Origin of the sequence: Actinoplanes sp. NPDC020271, assembly GCF_044388125.1 — a bacterium.
GTDB lineage: Bacteria > Actinomycetota > Actinomycetes > Mycobacteriales > Micromonosporaceae > Actinoplanes.
On sequence record NZ_JBIRWQ010000030.1, the window covers coordinates 63,846 to 81,475 of the forward strand.

The window sequence follows — 17,630 nt, forward strand, 5'->3', positions numbered from 1 at the left end:
TACCGAGGAGAAGAGATCGTGACCACCGAGCATCCCGAGCCGGAAATCCTCGGCGTCGGTGACCGGCAGGTCGCCCGGCTGCACCCGCTGATCTTCACCACGCCCGAGCCGGAGATGCCGCACCACGTGCGCTCGGAACTCAACACCTTCCTCATGGTGTACAAGTTCGGTCTCGCCGAGATCGGCACGAAGATCAACATCCTGGCCGAGGAACTCGCCCACCGCGGGCGCGGCAACCCGATCGAGCACATCAGCCCCCGCCTCAAGAGCCTCGCCAGCATCACCGCCAAGGCCCGCCGCATCGGCTGCCCGATGACCATGGACGACCTGCGCTCCCGGATCCGCGACATCGCCGGCATCCGCATCGTCTGCGGCTTCGTGCCCGACGTCTACACCGTCGCGCGGATGCTCACCCAGCAGCCCGACATCCACCTGGTCACGACCAAGGACTACATCGCCCAGCCCAAGGAGAACGGGTACCGCAGCCTGCACCTGATCGTCGAGATCCCGGTCTTCCTCTCCGACCAGGTGGTGGCCGTGCCCGTCGAGGTCCAGCTGCGCACCGTCGCGATGGACTTCTGGGCCAGCCTCGAACACAAGATCTACTACAAGCACGACGCCGACGTGCCCGCCCCGCTGCGCGACGAACTGGCCGCCGCCGCCGAGGACGCCGCCCGCCTCGACGAACGCATGGAACGCCTCCACCAGGAAATCCACGGCCCACGCCACTGAGTAAGGTCATGACCATGTCTGCCAAGCCTCTGCCCGAGAACGTCCTCGCACTGCTCCGCCGGCCCAACCCCGCCGTGATGGCCACCGTCGCCGCCGACGGCCGCCCCGTCACCGTGGCCACGTGGTACCTGCTGGAGGACGACGGCCGGGTGCTGCTCGGGCTGGACGCCACCCGCGCCCGCATCAAACACCTGCGCGCCGACCCGCGGGTGTCGCTGACCGTCCTCGCCGACGACGACTGGTACACCCACGTCAGCCTGCAGGGCCGGGTCGGCCCGATCACCGACGACACCGGCCTGGCCCAGATCGACCGGTTGTCCCGGCACTACACCGGCCGTGACTACCCCAACCGGGAGAGCCCGCGGGTCGCCACACACCTGACGATCGAGAGCTGGCACGTGTGGGGGAAGCTGCGCGCTTGACGTTCATCCCCAAGCCGGTCTGGCGCGGCCGGCTGCACCTCATCTGGTTCCCGCTCTCGCTGCTCGCCGGCGCGTTCCTGATCCGGGCCGCGCCCGGCACCGCCGTCTACGCGATCAGCGTCAGCGCGATGTTCGGCACCAGCGCCCTGTACCACCGCGTCGACCGGCCCCTCGGCCTCCGCCGTGTCCTGCAGCGAGCCGACCACCTGATGATCTTCGTCCTGATCGCCGGGACCGCGACCCCGATGTACCGGTACGCCGCCCCCCACGGCCGTGCCGGCGTGATTCTGACGTGGGCGGTCGCGGCCGTGGCGGCTGGCCTGCACGTGTCCCGGATGCGGGCACCCGAGCGGGTGGTCGGCGGCACGTACCTCGCCCTCGCGGCGGTGGCGGTGCCGGCCTTCCCGCTGGTCTGGCTCCACGCCGGCCCGCTCGTGGGAGCGCTCGCCGCTGCCGCCGGCCTGCTGTACGTCGCCGGCGCGCTCACCTACCACTACCGCCGGCCCAACCCGTCCCCGGCGGTGTTCGGCTACCACGAGGTGTTCCACGCCCTCATCTGCGCCGCCGCCACCTGCCACTACACGGCCGTCTTCCTCCTCACGACCTGACCGGGCAGCCTTCGCCGGCCGCTGAGGTTCCGCCTTACGCGCTCGAAGAGGAAGCTGGACCCGGCGAGCGGGTCAACCGTCCCGGCGAGCTGCGCCGCGCGCGAGGCAGCCTCAAGATGCTCGATGCCCTGGCTCCCTGGCCGGTCGGCCGGAATGGGCGCGTGTGCGGGCGCCGGCCGCGACGGCACCACATCTCGTGCCCTGAGTTACGCAACGCTGTCGGCACGCTGGCATTGTGGGACAGGCGGCCGAGGGCGTCGAGGCGGCGCGGGGTGGCACTTCCCGCCCGCTGGTGCCGTGAGGAGAAGCTTGATGCAGGACGACTCGATGGTGCCCGGGTTGCATCCGTTGCTTGCGGCACGGTGGAGTCCCACGACGTTCGACCCGACGTTCGACCTGGACACGGCCCACGCCGAACTGCTCGTGGAGGCAGCGCGGTGGGCCCCGTCCGCCGGCAACTCCCAGCCGTGGGCGTTCGTCATGGGCCGTCGCGGTGACGACACGCACCAGCGACTGGTGCGTCACCTCGCCGCCAGTTCCCGCCGCTGGGCTCCGTCGGCCAGTGTCCTCGTCGCGAACCTCGCCCACCGGTTCGTCGACGGCACCGACTGGGAGTATTCGGAGTTCGCGCACTACGACCTGGGCCAGGCGGTGGCCCACATGACGGTCCAGGCCCAGGCTCTCGGCTTGTTCGCCCGGCAGTTCCGCGCTTTCGACCGCGATGCTCTGGCCGCCGAGTTCGGTGTGCCCACCCACTGGGAGGTCACCACCATGTCGGCGTTCGGCCGGGTGCCGCCCACCGCGGACACGTCGGCCCGCGAGCGGCGAGCGGTCGGCGAGTTGCTGTGGAAGGGCCCCTGACCTCAGGTGCCGAAGGGAGTGCCGGCCGGCGGCTGCTCCGGTTCGTTCGTCTCGAGCCCCTCGCCCCACGTCACGCCGCACCCTATCGCCGGTAATCGGGTCGCCCGGGTGACGGGGGCGGCCTACGATCGACGACCATGATCGGGAGTTGGGTCGACGGGGTGGAGCGGGTCGCCGTGCTCACCGGCGCCGGTGTTTCGACGGATTCCGGGATTCCGGACTACCGGGGGCCGTCCGGGGTGTGGACGCGCGATCCGAGCCTGGTCAAAGCGTTCACCTATCAGTCCTTCATGGCCGATCCGGGCGTACGGGCGGCGTTCTGGCAGTCCCACCGGCAGAGCCCGGCCTGGCGGGCGCAGCCGAACGCGGCTCACCGTGCGCTCGCGGACCTGGAACGTTCCGGTGTCGCGGTGCGGGTCCTGACGCAGAACGTCGACGGCTTGCACCAGAGCGCGGGTTCCAGCCCGCGCAAGGTGCTGGAGTTGCACGGCACGATGCGCGAGGTCGTCTGCACCGGTTGCGGGGAACGAACCCCGAGCGAGCAGACGATGGCCCGGGTCGAGGCCGGTGACAGCGATCCACGTTGTGTGGACTGCGGGGCGATCCTGAAGCTGGCTGTCGTGCTGTTCGGCGAGCATCTGGACCCGGCGACCGCCGGTCTGGCCGAGCGGATCGCCGCCAATGCCCAGCTGATGATCGCCGTCGGTTCTTCGTTGCAGGTGGAGCCGGTGGCCTCGCTGTGCGCGGTGGCGGTCAACGCCGGCCACCGGTTGGTGATCGTCAACCGCGATCCGACCCCCTACGACGAGCTGGCCGTCGCGGTGATCCGGGAACCGATCGGTGAGGCGCTTCCGGGGATCTGCGCCGCCCTCGCCGGGACGAAGCCCGGCCCGGTCCGCGGCTGAGAGCCCCGCGGTGGGAGGTAATGACAGGCCCCCGCACCGGCCCGCGGAAGCTCCTAGAGTCGAAGGCATGATCCAGGAACTCGTGTTGAACAACGAACGGCAGGTCGGCGAGGGCATCCGGCGGTCCGGGCTGGACCGCGACGAGGTGTTCATCGAGACGAAGGTGTGGGTCAGCGATTACGGGTACGACGAGACGCTGCACGCTTTCGAGAAGGCGACCCGCAAGCTCGGTGATCCTCGCGCTCGCCGCCGAGTTGGGGAGGACCCCGGCGCAGGTGTTGCTGCGCTGGCACCTGCAGCAGGGCCGCTCGGCGATCCCGAAGTCGACGAATCAGGGCCGGATCGCGGAGAATTTCGACGTGTTCGGTTTCGAGCTGACCGGCGAGCAACTGGCGAGCATCGACGCGCTCGACGCCGGCGTGCGTAACGGGCCGGATCCGGACGAGGCCCGCCCGATCTTCGAGCGGGTCATCCCCGAGGACTGAGGAGTCCGGTGTCCGATCACGAGGCGTTCTACCTGCCGGTGGGCGACGACGAGTTCGAGTCCACCCCGGCCACTGCCAGCCCGTGGGACGTCAGCCTGCAGCACGGCGGCCCACCGACCGCGCTGCTGGCCCGGGCGATCGAGCACTGCGACCCGGGCGAAGGCATGCCGATCGCCCGGATCAGTGTGGACTTCCTCGGCGGGATCCCGCAGGGGCGGATCCGCACGCAGGCGCGCGTGGTGCGTCCGGGCAAACGGGTCGAGTTGGTCGAGGCCGAGTTGTGGGCGAACGGCAAGCTCGCCGTCCGGGCGTCGGCCTGGCGGATCCGCCAGGAGCCCGGCGCGACCGCGCACGTGGCGACGCCGGCTGTCCTGCCACCGCCGTTGCCGGGTCCGGGACCGCAACCGGAGATCTACTTCGAGGGCGTCGGCGACGGATGGGGGTACGGCGAGGCGATCGAGTGGCGGTTCGTCGAGAGCGGCTTCGACCGGCTCGGCCCTGCGAAGGTGTGGACCCGGGTGCGGATCCCGCTGGTCGGTGGGGAGGAGCCGGGTGCCCTGCAGCGGATGCTGATCGTCGCCGACTCCTGCAACGGGCTTTCCGGTGAGGTGCCGCTCACCGAGTGGCTGTTCATCCCGCCGACACTGACCGTGATCGTGCAGCGCGTGCCCGGCTCGCCGTGGATGTTCTTCGACGCGGCGACCACGATCGGGCCGGACGGCGCCGGGATCGCCCACGGCACGCTCAGCGACGACCGCGGCCTGCTGTGCCGGATCGCACAACCGCTGCTGGTGGCGCCGCGCAGTTAGGCACGGCCCCTCCCGGTGAGATACTAATTGACGTATCAACTTGTGGAGGGACCGCGATGACACATCCCGTACGCTTCGGCGCCCTGGTCACCTCGGTGGCCGAGGCACGCCGGGCCGAGGAACTGGGCTACGACCTGGTCGCGGTGCCGCACGCCCCGGACGACGGCGACGACTGGACGCTGCTGACCTGGATCGCCGCCCACACCGAGCGCGTCGGGCTGGTCGCCACCGCCCTCGACCTCACCCGCCGCGAGCCGGCCGTGCTGGGCCGGTCCGCCGCCAGCCTCGACCTGCTCTCCGGCGGCCGCCTCGAGCTGGCGCTGACCGGCACGCACGTCGACGAGATCACCGGGATCGTGCGCGGGATCCTCGACGCGGGGGAGGCCGGGCCGCTGCGCTTCCTCGGCGAGCACCATCGCGTCCCGAAGGCGCAGCGCGGGCCCCTCCCGGCCCACCGCATCCCGATCTGGCTGACCGGGAACGACCAGCAGTCACTGCGCCTCGCCGGGCGGCTGGCGGACGCCTGGGTGGCCGACCTCGAGCAGGTGAGTGCGGATGAGCTGGCCACGGCGTACCAGCAAATCGAAGCGGCCGCGATCGAAGCGGACCGTGACCCTGAAGAGATCCGCCGAGTTCTGATCATCGGTCCGGGCTTCGGCCCGGCCGAGTTGAGCGCGCTCGGTGCCGACACGTTCCTGGTGCGCGCCGGCGACCTGCCCGACCTGTCCGCCTGGGAGACCGTGCGGTCCTCTTCCGCTCAGATCATTTTCAGACCTTCTTCGGTACGGGCGAAGCGGCGCCCCGGCATCGACTACGACGGCGTGCCGGCAAGCTTGGCGGGGACCGCGGTCGAGCCCGGTGACCTGGATTACGCCCGGGTCCGCTCCACCTACATGCGTGGCGGCGCACCCGGCCTGGTCCTGCGACCGCGCACGACCAGCGAGGTCGTCGACGCCCTGGCGTTCGTGCGCCGGCACCCGGACCTGCCGTTCGGTCTGCGCAGCGCCGGGCACGGGATGAGCGGCCGCTCCACCAACGACGGCGGCATCGTGGTCAGCGTCGCCGCGATGAACACCATCGAGGTGCTCGACGAGTCGCGGCGGCTGATCAAAGTCGGTCCGGGCGCGCGCTGGATGGACGTTGCCCAGGCCATCCACCCGTACGGCTGGGCCCTGAGCTCCGGTGACTACGGCGGCGTCGGCGTCGGCGGGCTGGCGACCGCCGGCGGCGTCGGCTGGCTGGCCCGCAAACACGGGTTGACCATCGACCACCTGGTCGCGGCCGAGATGGTGCTCGCCGACGGCCGCGTCGTGCGCGCCTCGGCGACCGAGAACCCCGACCTGTTCTGGGCGGTCCGCGGCGCCGGTGCCAACTTCGGTGTCGTGACGTCGTTCGAGTTCGAGGCGTACGACGTCGGCAACGTCGGATTCGCCCAGCTCGTGATGGCCGCCGACGATCCGGCCGACCTGCTCGTCAAATGGGGCCGCGCGATCGAGGAGGCACCCCGCGACGTCAGCGGCCAGCTGATCATGGGTCCGCCCCGGCCCGGGCAGCCCGCGTTCGCCCAGGTCATGGCCGTGGTCGACAACGACGACCCGGAGACCATCATCGAGGCGTTGCAGCCGATCGCCGCGATCGCGCCGCTCTACCAGCAGAACGTGGTGCTCACGCCGTACACCGGAGTGATCTCCAACGCGGCCGAGGGCGGTTACCACCAGGGGGCGGGCGAGCCGGTGTCCCGCTCCGGGCTGATCGAGCACCTCACCCCCGAGTTCGCCCGGGCCGCGGCGAAGTTGCTGGCCAGCGGCGTGGTGCACTGGTTCCAGATCCGGACGGTCGGCGGGGCGGTCGCCGACGTGCCCGAGTCCGCGACCGCATACGCCCACCGCTCGGCGAACTTCTCGGTGATCGTGATGGGCTCCTCGAAGCAGCGCGTGGACGCCGGCTGGGCGGCATTGGCCGAGCACTTCGACGGGCTCTACCTGAGCTTCGAGACCGATCAGAGCCCCGAGCGCATCGGCGACGCCTTCCCGCCGGAAACCCTCGCGAGGCTGCGCGAGCTCAAACACCGCTACGACCCGGACAACCTGTTCCGCGACAACTTCAACATCAAGGCGGCGACGCGATGACCGACTACGGACACGATCTGCTCTTCGGGACGTTCATCACGCCCACCGCCCAGCCGGTGCACCAGGCAGTCGAGCTGGCCGTCGTCGCCGACCGGGCCGGACTCGACCTGGCCACGTTCCAGGACCACCCGTACCTGCCGAAGTTCCACGACACGTGGACGCTGATCACCTACGCCGCGGCGCGCACCTCCCGGATCCGGCTCAGCGGCAACGTGCTCAGCCTTCCGCTGCGCCAACCGGCCGTCCTCGCCCGCAGCCACGCGAGCCTGGACCGGCTCACCGGCGGCCGCATCGAACTGGGCCTGGGCGCGGGCGCGTTCTGGGACGGCATCGAGGCGATGGGTGCCCGCCGGCTCAGCCCCGGCCAGGCCGTCTCCGCGCTCGGCGAGGCAATCAAGGTGATCCGCGCCGTCTGGGACGCCGACCGGCCCGGCCCGGTCCACGTCCACGGCGAGTTCTACCAGGTGGAAGGCTTGAAGCGTGGTCCCGCACCGGCCCACGACATGAACATCTGGGTGGGCGCCTACAAGCCCCGCATGCTGCGCCTCATCGGCCGGGCGGCCGACGGGGTGCTGCCGTCGCTGTCCTACCTCGAGGGCGGCCCGGCCGACTACGCCACCATCAACGAACACATCGACGACAGCGCGGGCGAGGCCGGCCGCGACCCGGCCCGGGTGCGGCGCCTGCTCAACATCAACGGGACGTTCAGCCAGTTCGGCCGCTCGTTCCTGAACGGCCCGGCCGAGCAGTGGGCCGAAGACCTGGCCGGCCTGACCCTGGAACACGGCATCAGCACCTTCATCCTCGCCACCGACGACCCGTCGGCCATCGAGGAGTTCGCCGCCGAGGTCGCCCCCGCCGTCCGTGAACTGGTCGCCGCCGAGCGAGCCTGATCGATAGGCTGCGCGGATGGACGAGGCGGTGGCGTCGGAGCTCCGGATCTGGGTGGACGACTGGCAGATGCAGTGCTGCGGTGAGCCGTTCGCCGTGGGTGACGAGGTGTCCTGGACACTACGGGCCCCGGACACCGAATGGCTGGAACCGGTGCTCGGCAAGGATCTCGCCGCCGGCATCGACCTGGCCGAGGAACACCATGGGGGCGTGGAGGAGACCCCGCCCACCGTGGGGACCGTTGTCGCCATCCGTGCCGTGCACTGCCGATACGGCCCGCTCGCCGGCGGAGCCGGGCTGGGCCCGGTGGCCGGTTCCGGCGTCATCAGCACCGTCCGGTCAGCGGACGGCTGGACACCCGACCGCGGCGACCTCAAGTTCGCCGGCTACGTGGTCGAGGTGACTTGCGCATAGAGTTGCCCGGCACGCAGCTCGCCGCCGACTTCGCGGCACCGGCACCGGGCCTGCCCGGAGCGTCTGCCGCGGGCGCTCCAACGGCTGCGCGACAACCTCGAGCAAGGAGGCCCGGACACGTGACAGGCGAGGTCCGCGCGGCGGCGTTGCGCATGTACCAGGCTTTCAACAGTCATGACCACGCTGCGGCGCTGGAGATCTTCACCGACGATTTCTACAGCCATCCGCTGGAGGCGGCAGGGCCGCAAAGCGTCGTCGAGGCATGGCAACGATTTCATGACGCGTTTCCGGAGGCCCGCGTCGAGGTCGAGGACATCATCGTCGACGGTGACAGCGTGGCGACGCGGTTGAGTGTGCACGGAATCCCGGACCAGACGCCGACGATGCTGGAGATGTACCGCGTCCGCGACGGCCGGATCGCCGAACTGTGGGCGTTGACCTCCATGCGCCGCGACGCCTGAGCGGTCGGTTGGGGGGTCATATGCTCGGCGGGTGATCACCTGTGTTGTGCACTACACGATTGATCCTGGTCAGATCGAGGCGTTCGAGCGCTTCGCCCGCGAGTGGATGCGTCTGGTCGCGAAGCACGGCGGTGTCCATCACGGATATTTCCTGCCGGCTGAGGGCGCCAGTGACCGGGCCGAGGCGTTGTTCAGTTTCGAGAGTCTGGCCGCCTACGAGTGTTATCGCGCCCGGTTCGGCGACGACCCGGAGTTCGTCGCCGCGGACCGGATCCGGGACGAGTCGGGTTGTGTGCTGTGGTACGAGCGTACGTTCATGCGCCCGCTGCTGCCCGAATAGCCGACGCCACCCGGGGTGGTGGCGCCGGCCGGGGTGGTCAGTAGGCCGGCACCAGCCAGCGCAGGCTGTAGTAGACGCTGGAGCTGGCCGCCGCCGCCTTGACCAGGCTCGTACCCGACACGAAGTTGATCACTGAACCGTTGGATTCACCGGGAAGATCACCCCAGACGTACGTGACGGTGCCGCTGACCGGGTCGTCGTCGATGTTCTTGACCATCCGGTTGGCGTTGATCAGCCCCACCCCGGGATAGTCGCCGCACCAGTGCACGCCGACGCCGGGGCTGGCCGGGTCGGGCCAGTGGGTGGCCGTGTCGGTCACCGTGCACGTGGTCCCGGACTTGGAGAACTGCGTGACGCCGCCGTTGGCGGTCACCCACAGCCGGTCCGGGTTGCCGCGCACGGTGGTGAGGTCGTGCCCCCATGCCTTGGCGGTGGCCGAGACCTTGGTCTGGCCCGGGATCGGGAATTCCTGGTCGACGGCGATCGTGCCGGCGTCCGGCGTGTACCGGTAGCGGACCAGCTTGTCGCTGCCGACGGCCCACAGCCACGGCCCGGCCGGGTCGTAGAGCACCTGGTGCGCGGCTTCGAGGCTGACCTCGGCGACCGGCTTCGTGCCCGGCGTCCAGTTCTGACCGGCGGTGGCCGACCAGATCTGCACCTTGCCGGGCAGTGGCAGGGCGACTGCGACGTTGCCGTCCGGCATCAGTTCGGCGCCGTGCACGTTGGACACGCCGGTGCCGCCCACGTTGACGGCCCATTTGCGGCCGGAGAGCGCGGGGTAGCCGACGACGCCGACGAACCCGCTGGAGTTGTCGGCGACCACCAGCACCTGACCGGGGCCGTACCGGCCGGCCGGGCGCAGCTTCACGTCGACCCCGCCGCCCCACGTGCCGGCGGGGACCAGCGTCGTGTCGGTGAGCGAGTGGTACGCGTCGGGCGCCCACCACAGGAACGGCCCGGTCGTCTTCCACGCCGCCGGGGCGGACCCGTCGTAGAACTCGATGCGCTTGGTGGCGCCGTTGGTCGCGGCGAGCACCGGCCGCCCCGGATTGATCTTGATCTCCAGGGTCGGGATGTCGTACGTGATCGCGCACGGCCCGGCGGTCGAGGCCGGGTTCATCGCGCAGAAGTCCTTGTACGCCTTGGTCTCCTGCTCCCCGGCCGACAACCGCAGCCCGTTGTTGGCCAGCGCGCCCGACGCCCACGCCCGGACCATGGCGGTCACGTCGAGCCGGAAGATGCCGTCGGTGTTCTCCGGGTCGGTGGCGTTCGGGTGGTCCTGGCAGCCGAGCGCGTCGTTGCCGATGCCGAAGGTGGCCGCCGCGCCGTACCCGGAGACGGTGCCGGGCTGGTTCGCCCAGGTGACCGTCGACGCGGTCCACGACTTGCCGACCGCGTCGGCGTACATCCACCAGCCGTCGCAGGATCCGGTGTACGAGTTGTACAGCCGCAGCGAGGCGCTCTCGATGCTGGCGCCGCTGAGCTTCGAGACGTCGAACTGCAGGAGGCTGCGGTATTTGGTCACCCCGTTGTCGGGGGTGCCGATGTGCAGGAACGCGCCGAGGCTGTGGTCGGCGGTGTCCGCGGTGGTGATGTAGGTGTCCTGCGTCCGGGTCACCAGGTTTCCCGGGCCGCTGAGCACCAGCGGCGACAGGCTCGGTGTGCTTGCCGCGGCGGCCGCGGCGGCGGTGGGCGGCACGGCCGCCGGGGTGATGACCGCGGGCAGGGCCAGGGCGAGGAGCAGATGGGCCACCGGAAATCGTCGGCGCACGCGAACCCCTGTTCGTCGATGGTTGTCGTTGCGTCGGAAAGCTTAGGACCTGTCCGGCGCGCGGGCCGAGGGCGATAGGGTGCGAGGCGGCACGAACTTGTTGCGAGGTGCCCCGCCCTCGGCGGGGAGAATCTGGGAAGCCGGTGGGAGTCCGGCACGGGCCCGCCGCGGTGACCGGGGAGCTGCCGCCCACACGCGTTCGCGCGTAGCCACTGGCCGGGAAACGGGCTGGGAAGGCGGGCGGTGAGGTGACGATCCGGGAGTCCGAAGACCGGCCTCGCGTCCGACCGCAACGGGAGCCTGCCCATGATGCACGATTTGTACGAGATCATCCACCGTCGCCGTGACGTCCGCGCCGAGTTCACCGGCGACGCGGTCGACGACGCGGTGCTGGACCGGATCCTGACCGCCGCGCATGCCGCGCCGAGTGTGGGCATGTCCCAGCCGTGGGACTTCATCGTCGTACGGGAGGAGGGGTTGAAAAAAGCATTCCACGAGCACGTCCGTCACGAGCGGGACGTGTTCGCCGCGACGCTGGAGGGGGAGGCCGCCGGCCGGTTCGCCCGCATCAAGATCGACGGCGTGCTGGAGTCGACGCTGTCGATCGTCGTCACCTACGACCCGGAGCGGGGCGGCCCGGCGATCCTGGGGCGGCACGCGATCGCCGACGCCGGTCTGTACTCGGTGTGCCTGGCGATCCAGAACCTGTGGCTGGCCGCCACCGCCGAGGAGCTGGGTGTCGGCTGGGTGTCGTTCTACCGCGAGGAGTTCCTGCAGGAGCTGCTCGGGATTCCGGCCGGCATCCGCCCGGTCGCGTGGCTCTGCGTCGGCCCCGTCAGCCGGCTCCAGGAGATTCCCGACCTGGAACGCCACGGCTGGCGCCGTCGCCGGCCGCCGGCGCTCGCCCGTCACGACGACCGGTGGTAACGATGCCCTGCCCTGACGCGGCCAGCGAGGCGAGCAGGTGCAGCTTCTCCGCGTTCTCACCGGCCTCGTCGGGGTAGTAGAGCACCAGCAGCAGGCCGTCGACCGGCAACTTGTCCCGGTGCAGGGTGAGCTCGCCGACCACCGGATGCCGCACGGTGGTCGTGCCACCCTGGAGCTGCCGCACGTCGTGACGCGCCCACAACGAACGGAATCTCGCACTGGACAGCGACAACTCGCCGACCAGCTCGACGACCCGGGCGTCGTCGGGCGCGTCACCGATGGTCTGGCGGAACGCCGCGACGAGGCCGGCCGCGGAGCGTTCCCAGTCGGCGTGGAACTCGCGTTCCTCCGGGTCGAGCAGCATCGACCGCAGCCGGTTCTGGCCCGGGCGCAGCCGGGGTGACAGCGCCGTGGCCAGGGTGTTGGCCGCCAGCACGTCGAATGCCCGGCCCTCGACGAAGGCCGGGACCCCGATGGCGGCCAGCAGGTGATGCAGCCGTGCGGGCACGTGCTCGGGCCGGGTCCGGGGGCGTGTCCGCGGCCTGGGCGCGATCAGATCGAGCAGGTAGCGGCTCTCGACGTCGTCCAGGTGCAGGACCTTGGCGAGCGCTTCCAGCACCTGAGGTGACGGGTTCTTGTCGCGGCCCCGTTCCAGCCGCAGGTAGTAGTCGGCGCTGATCCCGGCGAGCAGCGCCACCTCCTCCCGGCGCAGACCCCGGACCCGGCGGCGGGTCCCGGGCAGGATGCCGGCCTGCTCGGGCGTGACCAGTTCGCGCCGCGCACGCAGGTATTCGCCCAGCCGATTGGTGCTGTCGCCGCTCATGAGGCCGAGGCTAGTCCCGGCGCGAGCGCGGACAGGGGGTCCTGCCACTACCTGGATCAGCAGAGCACTTCCTGGGCTCTCGCGGGGCTGCGACCTTGGTGTTCATGGACATCAACCACCGCACGGTCTTCATCGCCGGGGGCACCTCGGGCATCGGCCTGGGCCTGGCCCGCCGTTTCGCCGCCGCGGGCGGCACCGTCATCGTCGGCGGGCGCCGCCCGGTCTCCCTCGCCGGTCTGAGCACCGTCGAGATCGACGTCACCGATGCCGGCTCGGTGCGGCGGGCCCGCGACACCGTACTGGACAGCCACCCCGGCCTCGACGTCGTGGTCACCATGTCGGGGATCCAGCCGACCGAGGACCTGCGCGACCCGGAGCACTTCACCGTGGCCGAGGCGGCCGTGCAGACCAACCTGCTCGGCACCATCCGGGTGCTCGACGCTTTCACCCCGCACCTGGTCGCCCGGGGCACCGGCACCTTCGTGACGGTCGGCTCGGGCATCGGGTTCCTGCCGTTTCCCCTGATGGCCACGTACGCCGCGACGAAGGCGGGCGTGCACGCGTACACGGAGGCGTTACGTGCGCAGCTCGCCGGCACCGGCGTCGAGGTCACCGAACTGGTGCCGCCGGGGGTGGCGACCACGCCGGAGCACAAGCGGCTGAACCCGCGCGCGCTGGACCTCGACGACTACCTCGACGAGGTGATGGGACTTCTCGCGCAGGACCCGACCCCGGACGAGATCCTCGTGCAGGCCGTGTTGCAGCACCGCTGGGCCGAACGCGACGGCACCTACGCCGAGCTGGTGGCGGCACGATCGCAGGCGCTCAAGACGTTGCCGGGGCGCTGAGCCGCCTCAGCCGTGACCCGGGCGGGGTCCCCGGGGAAAGCGGAGACGGCCTACTGTTCCGGACTGTGACCGAGGAGTTGTGGCGCCTGAGTGCGACCCGCCAAGCCGCCGCCGTCCGCGCCGGCGACCTGTCCGCCGTCGAGCTCACCGAGCAGCACTTGAGCCGGATCGCCCAGGTCAACCCCGCGATCAACGCGATCACCCAGCTCCTGGCCGACCAAGCGCTGGAGGACGCCGCCGCGATCGACCGGAACCCTGCGGGACCGCTCGCCGGGGTCCCGTTCACGGTCAAGGAGAACCTCGCGGTCGCCGGGGTGCCCACCACGCACGGCGCGTCCCGGCTGCGGAACCTGGTCGCGGCCGCGGACGCCCCGCCGGTGGCCCGGCTGCGCGCGGCCGGCGCGATCGTCATCGGTCACAGCAACATGCCCACGCTCACCCTGGCCGGCATGCACTCCCGCAGCGAACTGTTCGGTGACACGGTCAACCCGTGGGATCCGGCGCGGACCCCGGGCGGATCCAGCGGCGGCGACGGCGCCGCGGTGGCGACCGGGATGGCCGCGCTCGGGCTGGGCAACGACTCCGGTGGCTCGGTCCGGATCCCGGCGGCGTTCTGCGGGGTGGCGGGGCTGAAACCGTCGTACGGGCGATTCCCGGCCGACCATCGTCTCGGCGCCGACGATCCGGGGTGGTGCTCCCAGATGTTCGTCGTCGACGGCCCCTTGGCACGCACCGTCGAGGATCTGCGCACCGCGTACGAGGTTCTGGCCGGCACCGATCCCCGTGACCCGCGCGCCGTGGCGATGCCCGTGGACGGCGACGCGGTGCCCGGCCCGGTGCGGGTCGCCGTGGTGACCGACCCGGGCGACCTGGGCGTGCACCCCACGGTGGCCCGCGCGATCGCCGGCGCGGCCGAAGCCCTGCATGACGCCGGTTACGTCGTCGAGCCCGTGGCCGACGTGCCCCGGCTGCACGACGCGCTCCGGGCGTACCAGTCGATGGTCATGACCGAGTTCGCGCCGGCCTGGCCGGCGATCCGCCCGCTGCTGGGCGAGGACGCGCACCGGTACATCGAGCTGGGGATGGCCGAGCACCCGCCGGTCGACGCCGCCGAGTTCCTGCGCCTGACCGGGGTCCGGCTCGGCATCCAGCGCGCCTGGGGCGAGTTCCTGCAGCGCTTCCCGTTGCTGCTCGGGCCGGTCTTCACGCAGCCGCCGGTCGAGCCGGGCCTGGAGAGCCGCAACCGGGCCGGCCGGATCGCGGTCACCGAGGCGATGCGGCTCTGCACGGCGACCAGTTTTCTGGGTTTGCCCGCGGTCGCGGTCCCGGCCGGCGTCCAGGACGGATTGCCGGCCGGGGTCCAGATCGTCGGCCGCCCCTACCGGGAGGACATGTGCCTCACGGCAGCGGCGGCCATCGAGCGACGACTCGGGACCCTGGCCCCGATCGACCCGCGTCAGACCTGGCTGGCGCCGCCGTCGACGTAGATCTCGGCGCCGGTCATGTAGGCGCTCGCGTCGGACGCCAGGAAGGCGACGACCTCGGCGATCTCCGACGGCTTGCCCAGGCGGTTCATCGGCACACCGCTGGCCAGCCCCTTGAGTAGCTGCTCGGCGGCGGCCGGGTCGGGCGCGAGGCCGCTGAGGCCGGGCGTCTCGATCGGGCCGGGCGCGATGCTGTTGACCCGGATCTCCCGGCCGACCAGCTCGGCCGCCCAGCTGCGGGTGAAGGACCGCAGTGCGGCCTTGCTGGCCGCGTAGACGCTGAACGACGCGGCCCCCTTCACGTCGATGTTGGAGCTGGTCAGGATGATCGACGCGCCGCGGTTGAGCAGCGGCAGGACGGTCTGGACGGTGAACAGCGTCCCGCCGACGTTGGTGTTGAACGTGCTGGCGTAGTGCTCCCACGTGATGTCGCCGAGCGCCGCGAACTCACCGCCGCCGGCGTTGGCGAACAGCACGTCGAGGCCGTCACCGCGACGACGGATCTCGTCGGCGACCAGGGAGAGGTCGTCGAGGCTGGCGACGTCGGCGCGGATGCCGGTGGCGTTGAGCCCGATCGAGGCGACGGCCTCGTCGAGCGCGTCCTGGCGCCGGCCGGTGATGAAGACGTGCAGGCCGTCGGCGGCGAGCTTACGGGCGGCGGCCAGGCCGATGCCGGAGGTGGCGCCGGTGACGAGTGCGGTCTTGCTCATGATCAGTTCTCCTTCGAAAGGAACGCGAGTTCACGCCACTGCGTGCGGGGGAGGGACGGGGACAGGACGTGAAGCGCGACGTGATCCGCGCCCGCGTCGAGGTGTTCCTGGACGCGCCGCGCGATGTCGTCGGCGGTCCCGTGGGCGACCAGCGCGTCGATGAGCCGGTCGCTGCCGCCGGGCGCCAGGTCGTCGTCGGTGAAGCCGAGGCGCTTCAGGTTGTTGCGGTAGGTCGGGAAGCCGAGGAACATCCCGACCCCGGCCCGGGCCGCCGCCCGCGCCGCGGCGACGTCGGTGCCCAGGTAGACGGCCTGGTGCGGCGCGATCAGCGGGTCCGGTCCGACCCTCTGTCGGTACGACGACACGTAGTCCGGCGTGACGAGGAACGGGTGCCACCCGGCGGTCCGCCGCACGGCCAGGTCGACCATCCTCGGCCCGAGCGCGCCGAGCAGCTGCCGTCCCGGCCCGAGTTCGTCCAGGTAGTGGCTCATCGACGCGACCGGGTTGCCGTAGTCGAGGCCGTGGGCCGCCGCTCCGGCCGGGCTGCCGATGCCGAGCCCCAGCAGAACCCGGTCCTGACGGGCCGCAGCCCAGGGCTTCAGCGTCGCGGCCGGCTGTCCCCAGATGTTGAGGACCCCGGTGGCCACCTGCGCGTTCGGTGCCGCCACCAGCAGCTTGTCGACCGCGTCGAGGACACCGGTGCCGTCCAGGCCGGGCAGCCAGATCGTGCGCCACCCGAGCTCGTCGAGCTCGGCTGCCGCGTCCCGGATCTCGGGCCGCCCGGCGTTGCGTAACTCCATGCTCCAGACGCCTACGCGTCCCAGCTGGTTCATCACCCTCACCGAATTTCTGTACCGCTCGATACGTAGTTACGGAACGCTAACATGCCCCGGGCTATTTCTGTACCGATCGGTTAAGATGAGCTGCGTCACGACATCAGGAGGAACCGGGATGACAGTGAAGACGCGGGAGCGCGGCCGGCCCCGGGGCTTCGACGCGGACGCCGCTCTGGATCGGGCCGTCGAGGTCTTCTGGCGCCACGGCTACGAGGGGGCGTCGCTGAGCGACCTCACCGAGGCCATGGGCATCAACCGCACCAGCATGTACGCGGCCTACGGCAACAAGGACGAGTTGTTCCGCCGCGCGGTCGCGCGCTACGCCGAGTTCGACATGGCCTACGCGCGTGACGCCCTCGCGCAGCCCACGGCGTACGCGGTGATCGAAGCCTTTCTTCGCGCGAACGCCGACGCGCTGACCCGGACCGATCGGCCCGCCGGATGCCTGTCGATCCAGGGCGGGCTCGCCTGTGGCAGCGACAACGGCCACATCGCCCAATTCCTGGCGGCGAGCCGCCTCGCCGGGGAGGCGGCCCTGGCCGACCGCCTCACGCAGGCCGTGACCGAGAAGGATCTGCCCGCCGGAACGGATCCGGTGGCCCTGGCCCGCTACGTGATGGTGGTCAGCGAGGGCAACGCCGTGCACGCCGCGGGCGGCGCCGGCCGGGCCGCGCTGCACGCCACGGTCGACATCGCCCTGCGCGCCATCCCGCGCCGGACCAGCGCGTCGTCGAGGCCCGCCACGGCCGTCCACACCGCGAACGGCTCCTGAACGGCCGGCTCCAGCGCGATCGTCAAAGTTCCAGAACGAATTTGGTACGGACTGAGCCGTTATCCAGCCGCGCATGAACGTCCGCGGCCTCACCCAGCGGCGCCACAGTGCGCGACTGCAGCGTCAACCCGGCCCCGGCCACCGTCGCCAGGGCCACCTTGACCTGGGACGGAACGACCTCGGACAGCGTCACCCCGAGCGCCGGCCCCCGCGGGTCGGACAGCGTGATCACCCGTTGCGGCCCACCGGCCAGCGCGACCATCGCGCGCAGATCACTACGCCCGGACGCGTCGAACACCGCGTCGACCCGGTCACCCGGCCCGGGAACCGCGCGCCCAGCCGCCCCGACCGGATCGCCAGGTCGGTCGGCCCGACCCCGGCGAACCGCACGGCGACTCGGAT

The 17,630-nt window shown here is 71.2% G+C and carries 21 protein-coding genes and 1 riboswitch; of the genes, 16 read left to right on the forward strand and 5 right to left on the reverse strand.

Translation table 11 applies throughout. From position 1 onward, the window contains the following. Positions 1–18: 18 nt before the first annotated feature. From ACH442_RS40530 to ACH442_RS40585, 12 genes are all read left to right on the forward strand, one after another. Positions 19–732 carry a GTP pyrophosphokinase family protein gene (locus ACH442_RS40530; RefSeq protein ID WP_396343443.1) on the forward strand — a complete coding sequence of 238 codons (714 nt, stop codon included), beginning with the start codon at positions 19–21 and terminating at the stop codon, positions 730–732. Positions 733–746: 14 nt separating this feature from the next. Continuing rightward, a complete protein-coding gene (locus ACH442_RS40535; protein WP_396343444.1) occupies positions 747–1,154 on the forward strand; it encodes a TIGR03618 family F420-dependent PPOX class oxidoreductase in 408 nt (135 codons plus the stop codon). Continuing rightward, positions 1,151–1,762 carry a hemolysin III family protein gene (locus ACH442_RS40540; RefSeq protein ID WP_396343445.1) on the forward strand — a complete coding sequence of 204 codons (612 nt, stop codon included), beginning with the start codon at positions 1,151–1,153 and terminating at the stop codon, positions 1,760–1,762. The genes ACH442_RS40535 and ACH442_RS40540 overlap by 4 nt, the downstream gene beginning before the upstream one ends. A 312-nt stretch (positions 1,763–2,074) precedes the next feature. Beyond that, entirely contained in the window at positions 2,075–2,623 is a 549-nt protein-coding gene (locus tag ACH442_RS40545; RefSeq protein WP_396343446.1) for a nitroreductase family protein, read from the forward strand. Positions 2,624–2,760: 137 nt separating this feature from the next. Next, complete coding sequence (locus ACH442_RS40550) at positions 2,761–3,528, forward strand: SIR2 family NAD-dependent protein deacylase (RefSeq protein ID WP_396343447.1); 768 nt, start codon at positions 2,761–2,763, stop codon at positions 3,526–3,528. A gap of 230 nt (positions 3,529–3,758) precedes the next feature. Further along, positions 3,759–4,013 (forward strand): aldo/keto reductase, encoded by a 255-nt coding sequence (locus ACH442_RS40555; protein WP_396343448.1) that lies wholly within the window; start codon positions 3,759–3,761, stop codon positions 4,011–4,013. Positions 4,014–4,021: 8 nt separating this feature from the next. Further along, positions 4,022–4,822 carry a thioesterase family protein gene (locus ACH442_RS40560; RefSeq protein WP_396343449.1) on the forward strand — a complete coding sequence of 267 codons (801 nt, stop codon included), beginning with the start codon at positions 4,022–4,024 and terminating at the stop codon, positions 4,820–4,822. A gap of 56 nt (positions 4,823–4,878) precedes the next feature. Beyond that, entirely contained in the window at positions 4,879–6,951 is a 2,073-nt protein-coding gene (locus ACH442_RS40565; RefSeq protein ID WP_396343450.1) for an LLM class flavin-dependent oxidoreductase, read from the forward strand. After that, positions 6,948–7,844 carry an LLM class flavin-dependent oxidoreductase gene (locus ACH442_RS40570; protein WP_396343451.1) on the forward strand — a complete coding sequence of 299 codons (897 nt, stop codon included), beginning with the start codon at positions 6,948–6,950 and terminating at the stop codon, positions 7,842–7,844. The genes ACH442_RS40565 and ACH442_RS40570 overlap by 4 nt, the downstream gene beginning before the upstream one ends. Positions 7,845–7,860: 16 nt before the next feature. After that, positions 7,861–8,256, forward strand: coding sequence for a DUF6578 domain-containing protein (locus ACH442_RS40575; protein ID WP_396343452.1), 396 nt, complete (start codon positions 7,861–7,863; stop codon positions 8,254–8,256). Positions 8,257–8,375: 119 nt separating this feature from the next. Beyond that, positions 8,376–8,717, forward strand: a complete 342-nt coding sequence (locus ACH442_RS40580; protein ID WP_396343453.1) for an ester cyclase — start codon at positions 8,376–8,378, stop codon at positions 8,715–8,717. Positions 8,718–8,748: 31 nt separating this feature from the next. Beyond that, a complete protein-coding gene (locus ACH442_RS40585; RefSeq protein ID WP_396343454.1) occupies positions 8,749–9,057 on the forward strand; it encodes an NIPSNAP family protein in 309 nt (102 codons plus the stop codon). 37 nt (positions 9,058–9,094) lie between these two features. On the opposite strand, the gene ACH442_RS40590 is transcribed toward ACH442_RS40585, so the two are convergent. Further along, positions 9,095–10,810, reverse strand: a complete 1,716-nt coding sequence (locus ACH442_RS40590; RefSeq protein ID WP_396343455.1) for a DUF6528 family protein — start codon at positions 10,808–10,810, stop codon at positions 9,095–9,097. A gap of 106 nt (positions 10,811–10,916) precedes the next feature. Then, a riboswitch (cobalamin riboswitch) is annotated at positions 10,917–11,123 on the forward strand. Between the two features lie 11 nt (positions 11,124–11,134). On the opposite strand from ACH442_RS40590, the gene bluB reads away from it, so the two are divergent. Continuing rightward, positions 11,135–11,755, forward strand: a complete 621-nt coding sequence (gene bluB, locus ACH442_RS40595) for a 5,6-dimethylbenzimidazole synthase (RefSeq protein WP_396343456.1) — start codon at positions 11,135–11,137, stop codon at positions 11,753–11,755. Here bluB and ACH442_RS40600 read toward each other — a convergent pair. Further along, positions 11,664–12,578 (reverse strand): helix-turn-helix transcriptional regulator, encoded by a 915-nt coding sequence (locus ACH442_RS40600; RefSeq protein ID WP_396343457.1) that lies wholly within the window; start codon positions 12,576–12,578, stop codon positions 11,664–11,666. The two genes, bluB and ACH442_RS40600, sit on opposite strands and share 92 nt — an antisense overlap. Before the next feature lie 104 nt (positions 12,579–12,682). Between ACH442_RS40600 and ACH442_RS40605 the strand changes: the two genes are divergently transcribed. Both ACH442_RS40605 and ACH442_RS40610 read left to right on the forward strand, forming a co-directional pair. Further along, positions 12,683–13,426, forward strand: a complete 744-nt coding sequence (locus ACH442_RS40605) for an SDR family oxidoreductase (RefSeq protein WP_396343458.1) — start codon at positions 12,683–12,685, stop codon at positions 13,424–13,426. A gap of 65 nt (positions 13,427–13,491) precedes the next feature. After that, complete coding sequence (locus tag ACH442_RS40610; RefSeq protein WP_396343459.1) at positions 13,492–14,913, forward strand: amidase; 1,422 nt, start codon at positions 13,492–13,494, stop codon at positions 14,911–14,913. On the opposite strand, the gene ACH442_RS40615 is transcribed toward ACH442_RS40610, so the two are convergent. Beyond that, positions 14,883–15,620, reverse strand: coding sequence for an SDR family NAD(P)-dependent oxidoreductase (locus ACH442_RS40615; RefSeq protein WP_396343460.1), 738 nt, complete (start codon positions 15,618–15,620; stop codon positions 14,883–14,885). The two genes, ACH442_RS40610 and ACH442_RS40615, sit on opposite strands and share 31 nt — an antisense overlap. A 2-nt stretch (positions 15,621–15,622) precedes the next feature. Further along, on the reverse strand, positions 15,623–16,453 hold the full coding sequence (locus ACH442_RS40620; RefSeq protein WP_396343461.1) for a TIGR03620 family F420-dependent LLM class oxidoreductase: 831 nt from the start codon (positions 16,451–16,453) through the stop codon (positions 15,623–15,625). A gap of 118 nt (positions 16,454–16,571) precedes the next feature. Here ACH442_RS40620 and ACH442_RS40625 point away from each other — a divergent pair, with 118 nt between their 5' ends. Continuing rightward, on the forward strand, positions 16,572–17,228 hold the full coding sequence (locus ACH442_RS40625; RefSeq protein WP_396343462.1) for a TetR/AcrR family transcriptional regulator: 657 nt from the start codon (positions 16,572–16,574) through the stop codon (positions 17,226–17,228). Between the two features lie 22 nt (positions 17,229–17,250). Here the strand turns inward: ACH442_RS40625 and ACH442_RS40630 are convergent, their stop codons facing one another. After that, positions 17,251–17,526 (reverse strand): hypothetical protein, encoded by a 276-nt coding sequence (locus ACH442_RS40630; protein ID WP_396343463.1) that lies wholly within the window; start codon positions 17,524–17,526, stop codon positions 17,251–17,253. Positions 17,527–17,630: the final 104 nt, after the last annotated feature.

Excerpts from the sequence above, each read along its gene's own strand:
- ACH442_RS40535 (WP_396343444.1), top strand. The coding sequence starts at position 747 with ATGTCTGCCAAGCCTCTGCCCGAGAACGTCCTCGCACTGCTCCGCCGG.
- ACH442_RS40545 (WP_396343446.1), top strand. The coding sequence starts at position 2,075 with ATGCAGGACGACTCGATGGTGCCCGGGTTGCATCCGTTGCTTGCGGCA.
- ACH442_RS40550 (WP_396343447.1), top strand. The coding sequence starts at position 2,761 with ATGATCGGGAGTTGGGTCGACGGGGTGGAGCGGGTCGCCGTGCTCACC.
- ACH442_RS40565 (WP_396343450.1), top strand. The coding sequence starts at position 4,879 with ATGACACATCCCGTACGCTTCGGCGCCCTGGTCACCTCGGTGGCCGAG.
- ACH442_RS40570 (WP_396343451.1), top strand. The coding sequence starts at position 6,948 with ATGACCGACTACGGACACGATCTGCTCTTCGGGACGTTCATCACGCCC.
- ACH442_RS40575 (WP_396343452.1), top strand. The coding sequence starts at position 7,861 with ATGGACGAGGCGGTGGCGTCGGAGCTCCGGATCTGGGTGGACGACTGG.
- bluB (WP_396343456.1), top strand. The coding sequence starts at position 11,135 with ATGATGCACGATTTGTACGAGATCATCCACCGTCGCCGTGACGTCCGC.
- ACH442_RS40600 (WP_396343457.1), bottom strand. The coding sequence starts at position 12,578 with ATGAGCGGCGACAGCACCAATCGGCTGGGCGAATACCTGCGTGCGCGG.
- ACH442_RS40605 (WP_396343458.1), top strand. The coding sequence starts at position 12,683 with ATGGACATCAACCACCGCACGGTCTTCATCGCCGGGGGCACCTCGGGC.
- ACH442_RS40615 (WP_396343460.1), bottom strand. The coding sequence starts at position 15,620 with ATGAGCAAGACCGCACTCGTCACCGGCGCCACCTCCGGCATCGGCCTG.
- ACH442_RS40620 (WP_396343461.1), bottom strand. The coding sequence starts at position 16,453 with ATGAACCAGCTGGGACGCGTAGGCGTCTGGAGCATGGAGTTACGCAAC.
- ACH442_RS40625 (WP_396343462.1), top strand. The coding sequence starts at position 16,572 with ATGACAGTGAAGACGCGGGAGCGCGGCCGGCCCCGGGGCTTCGACGCG.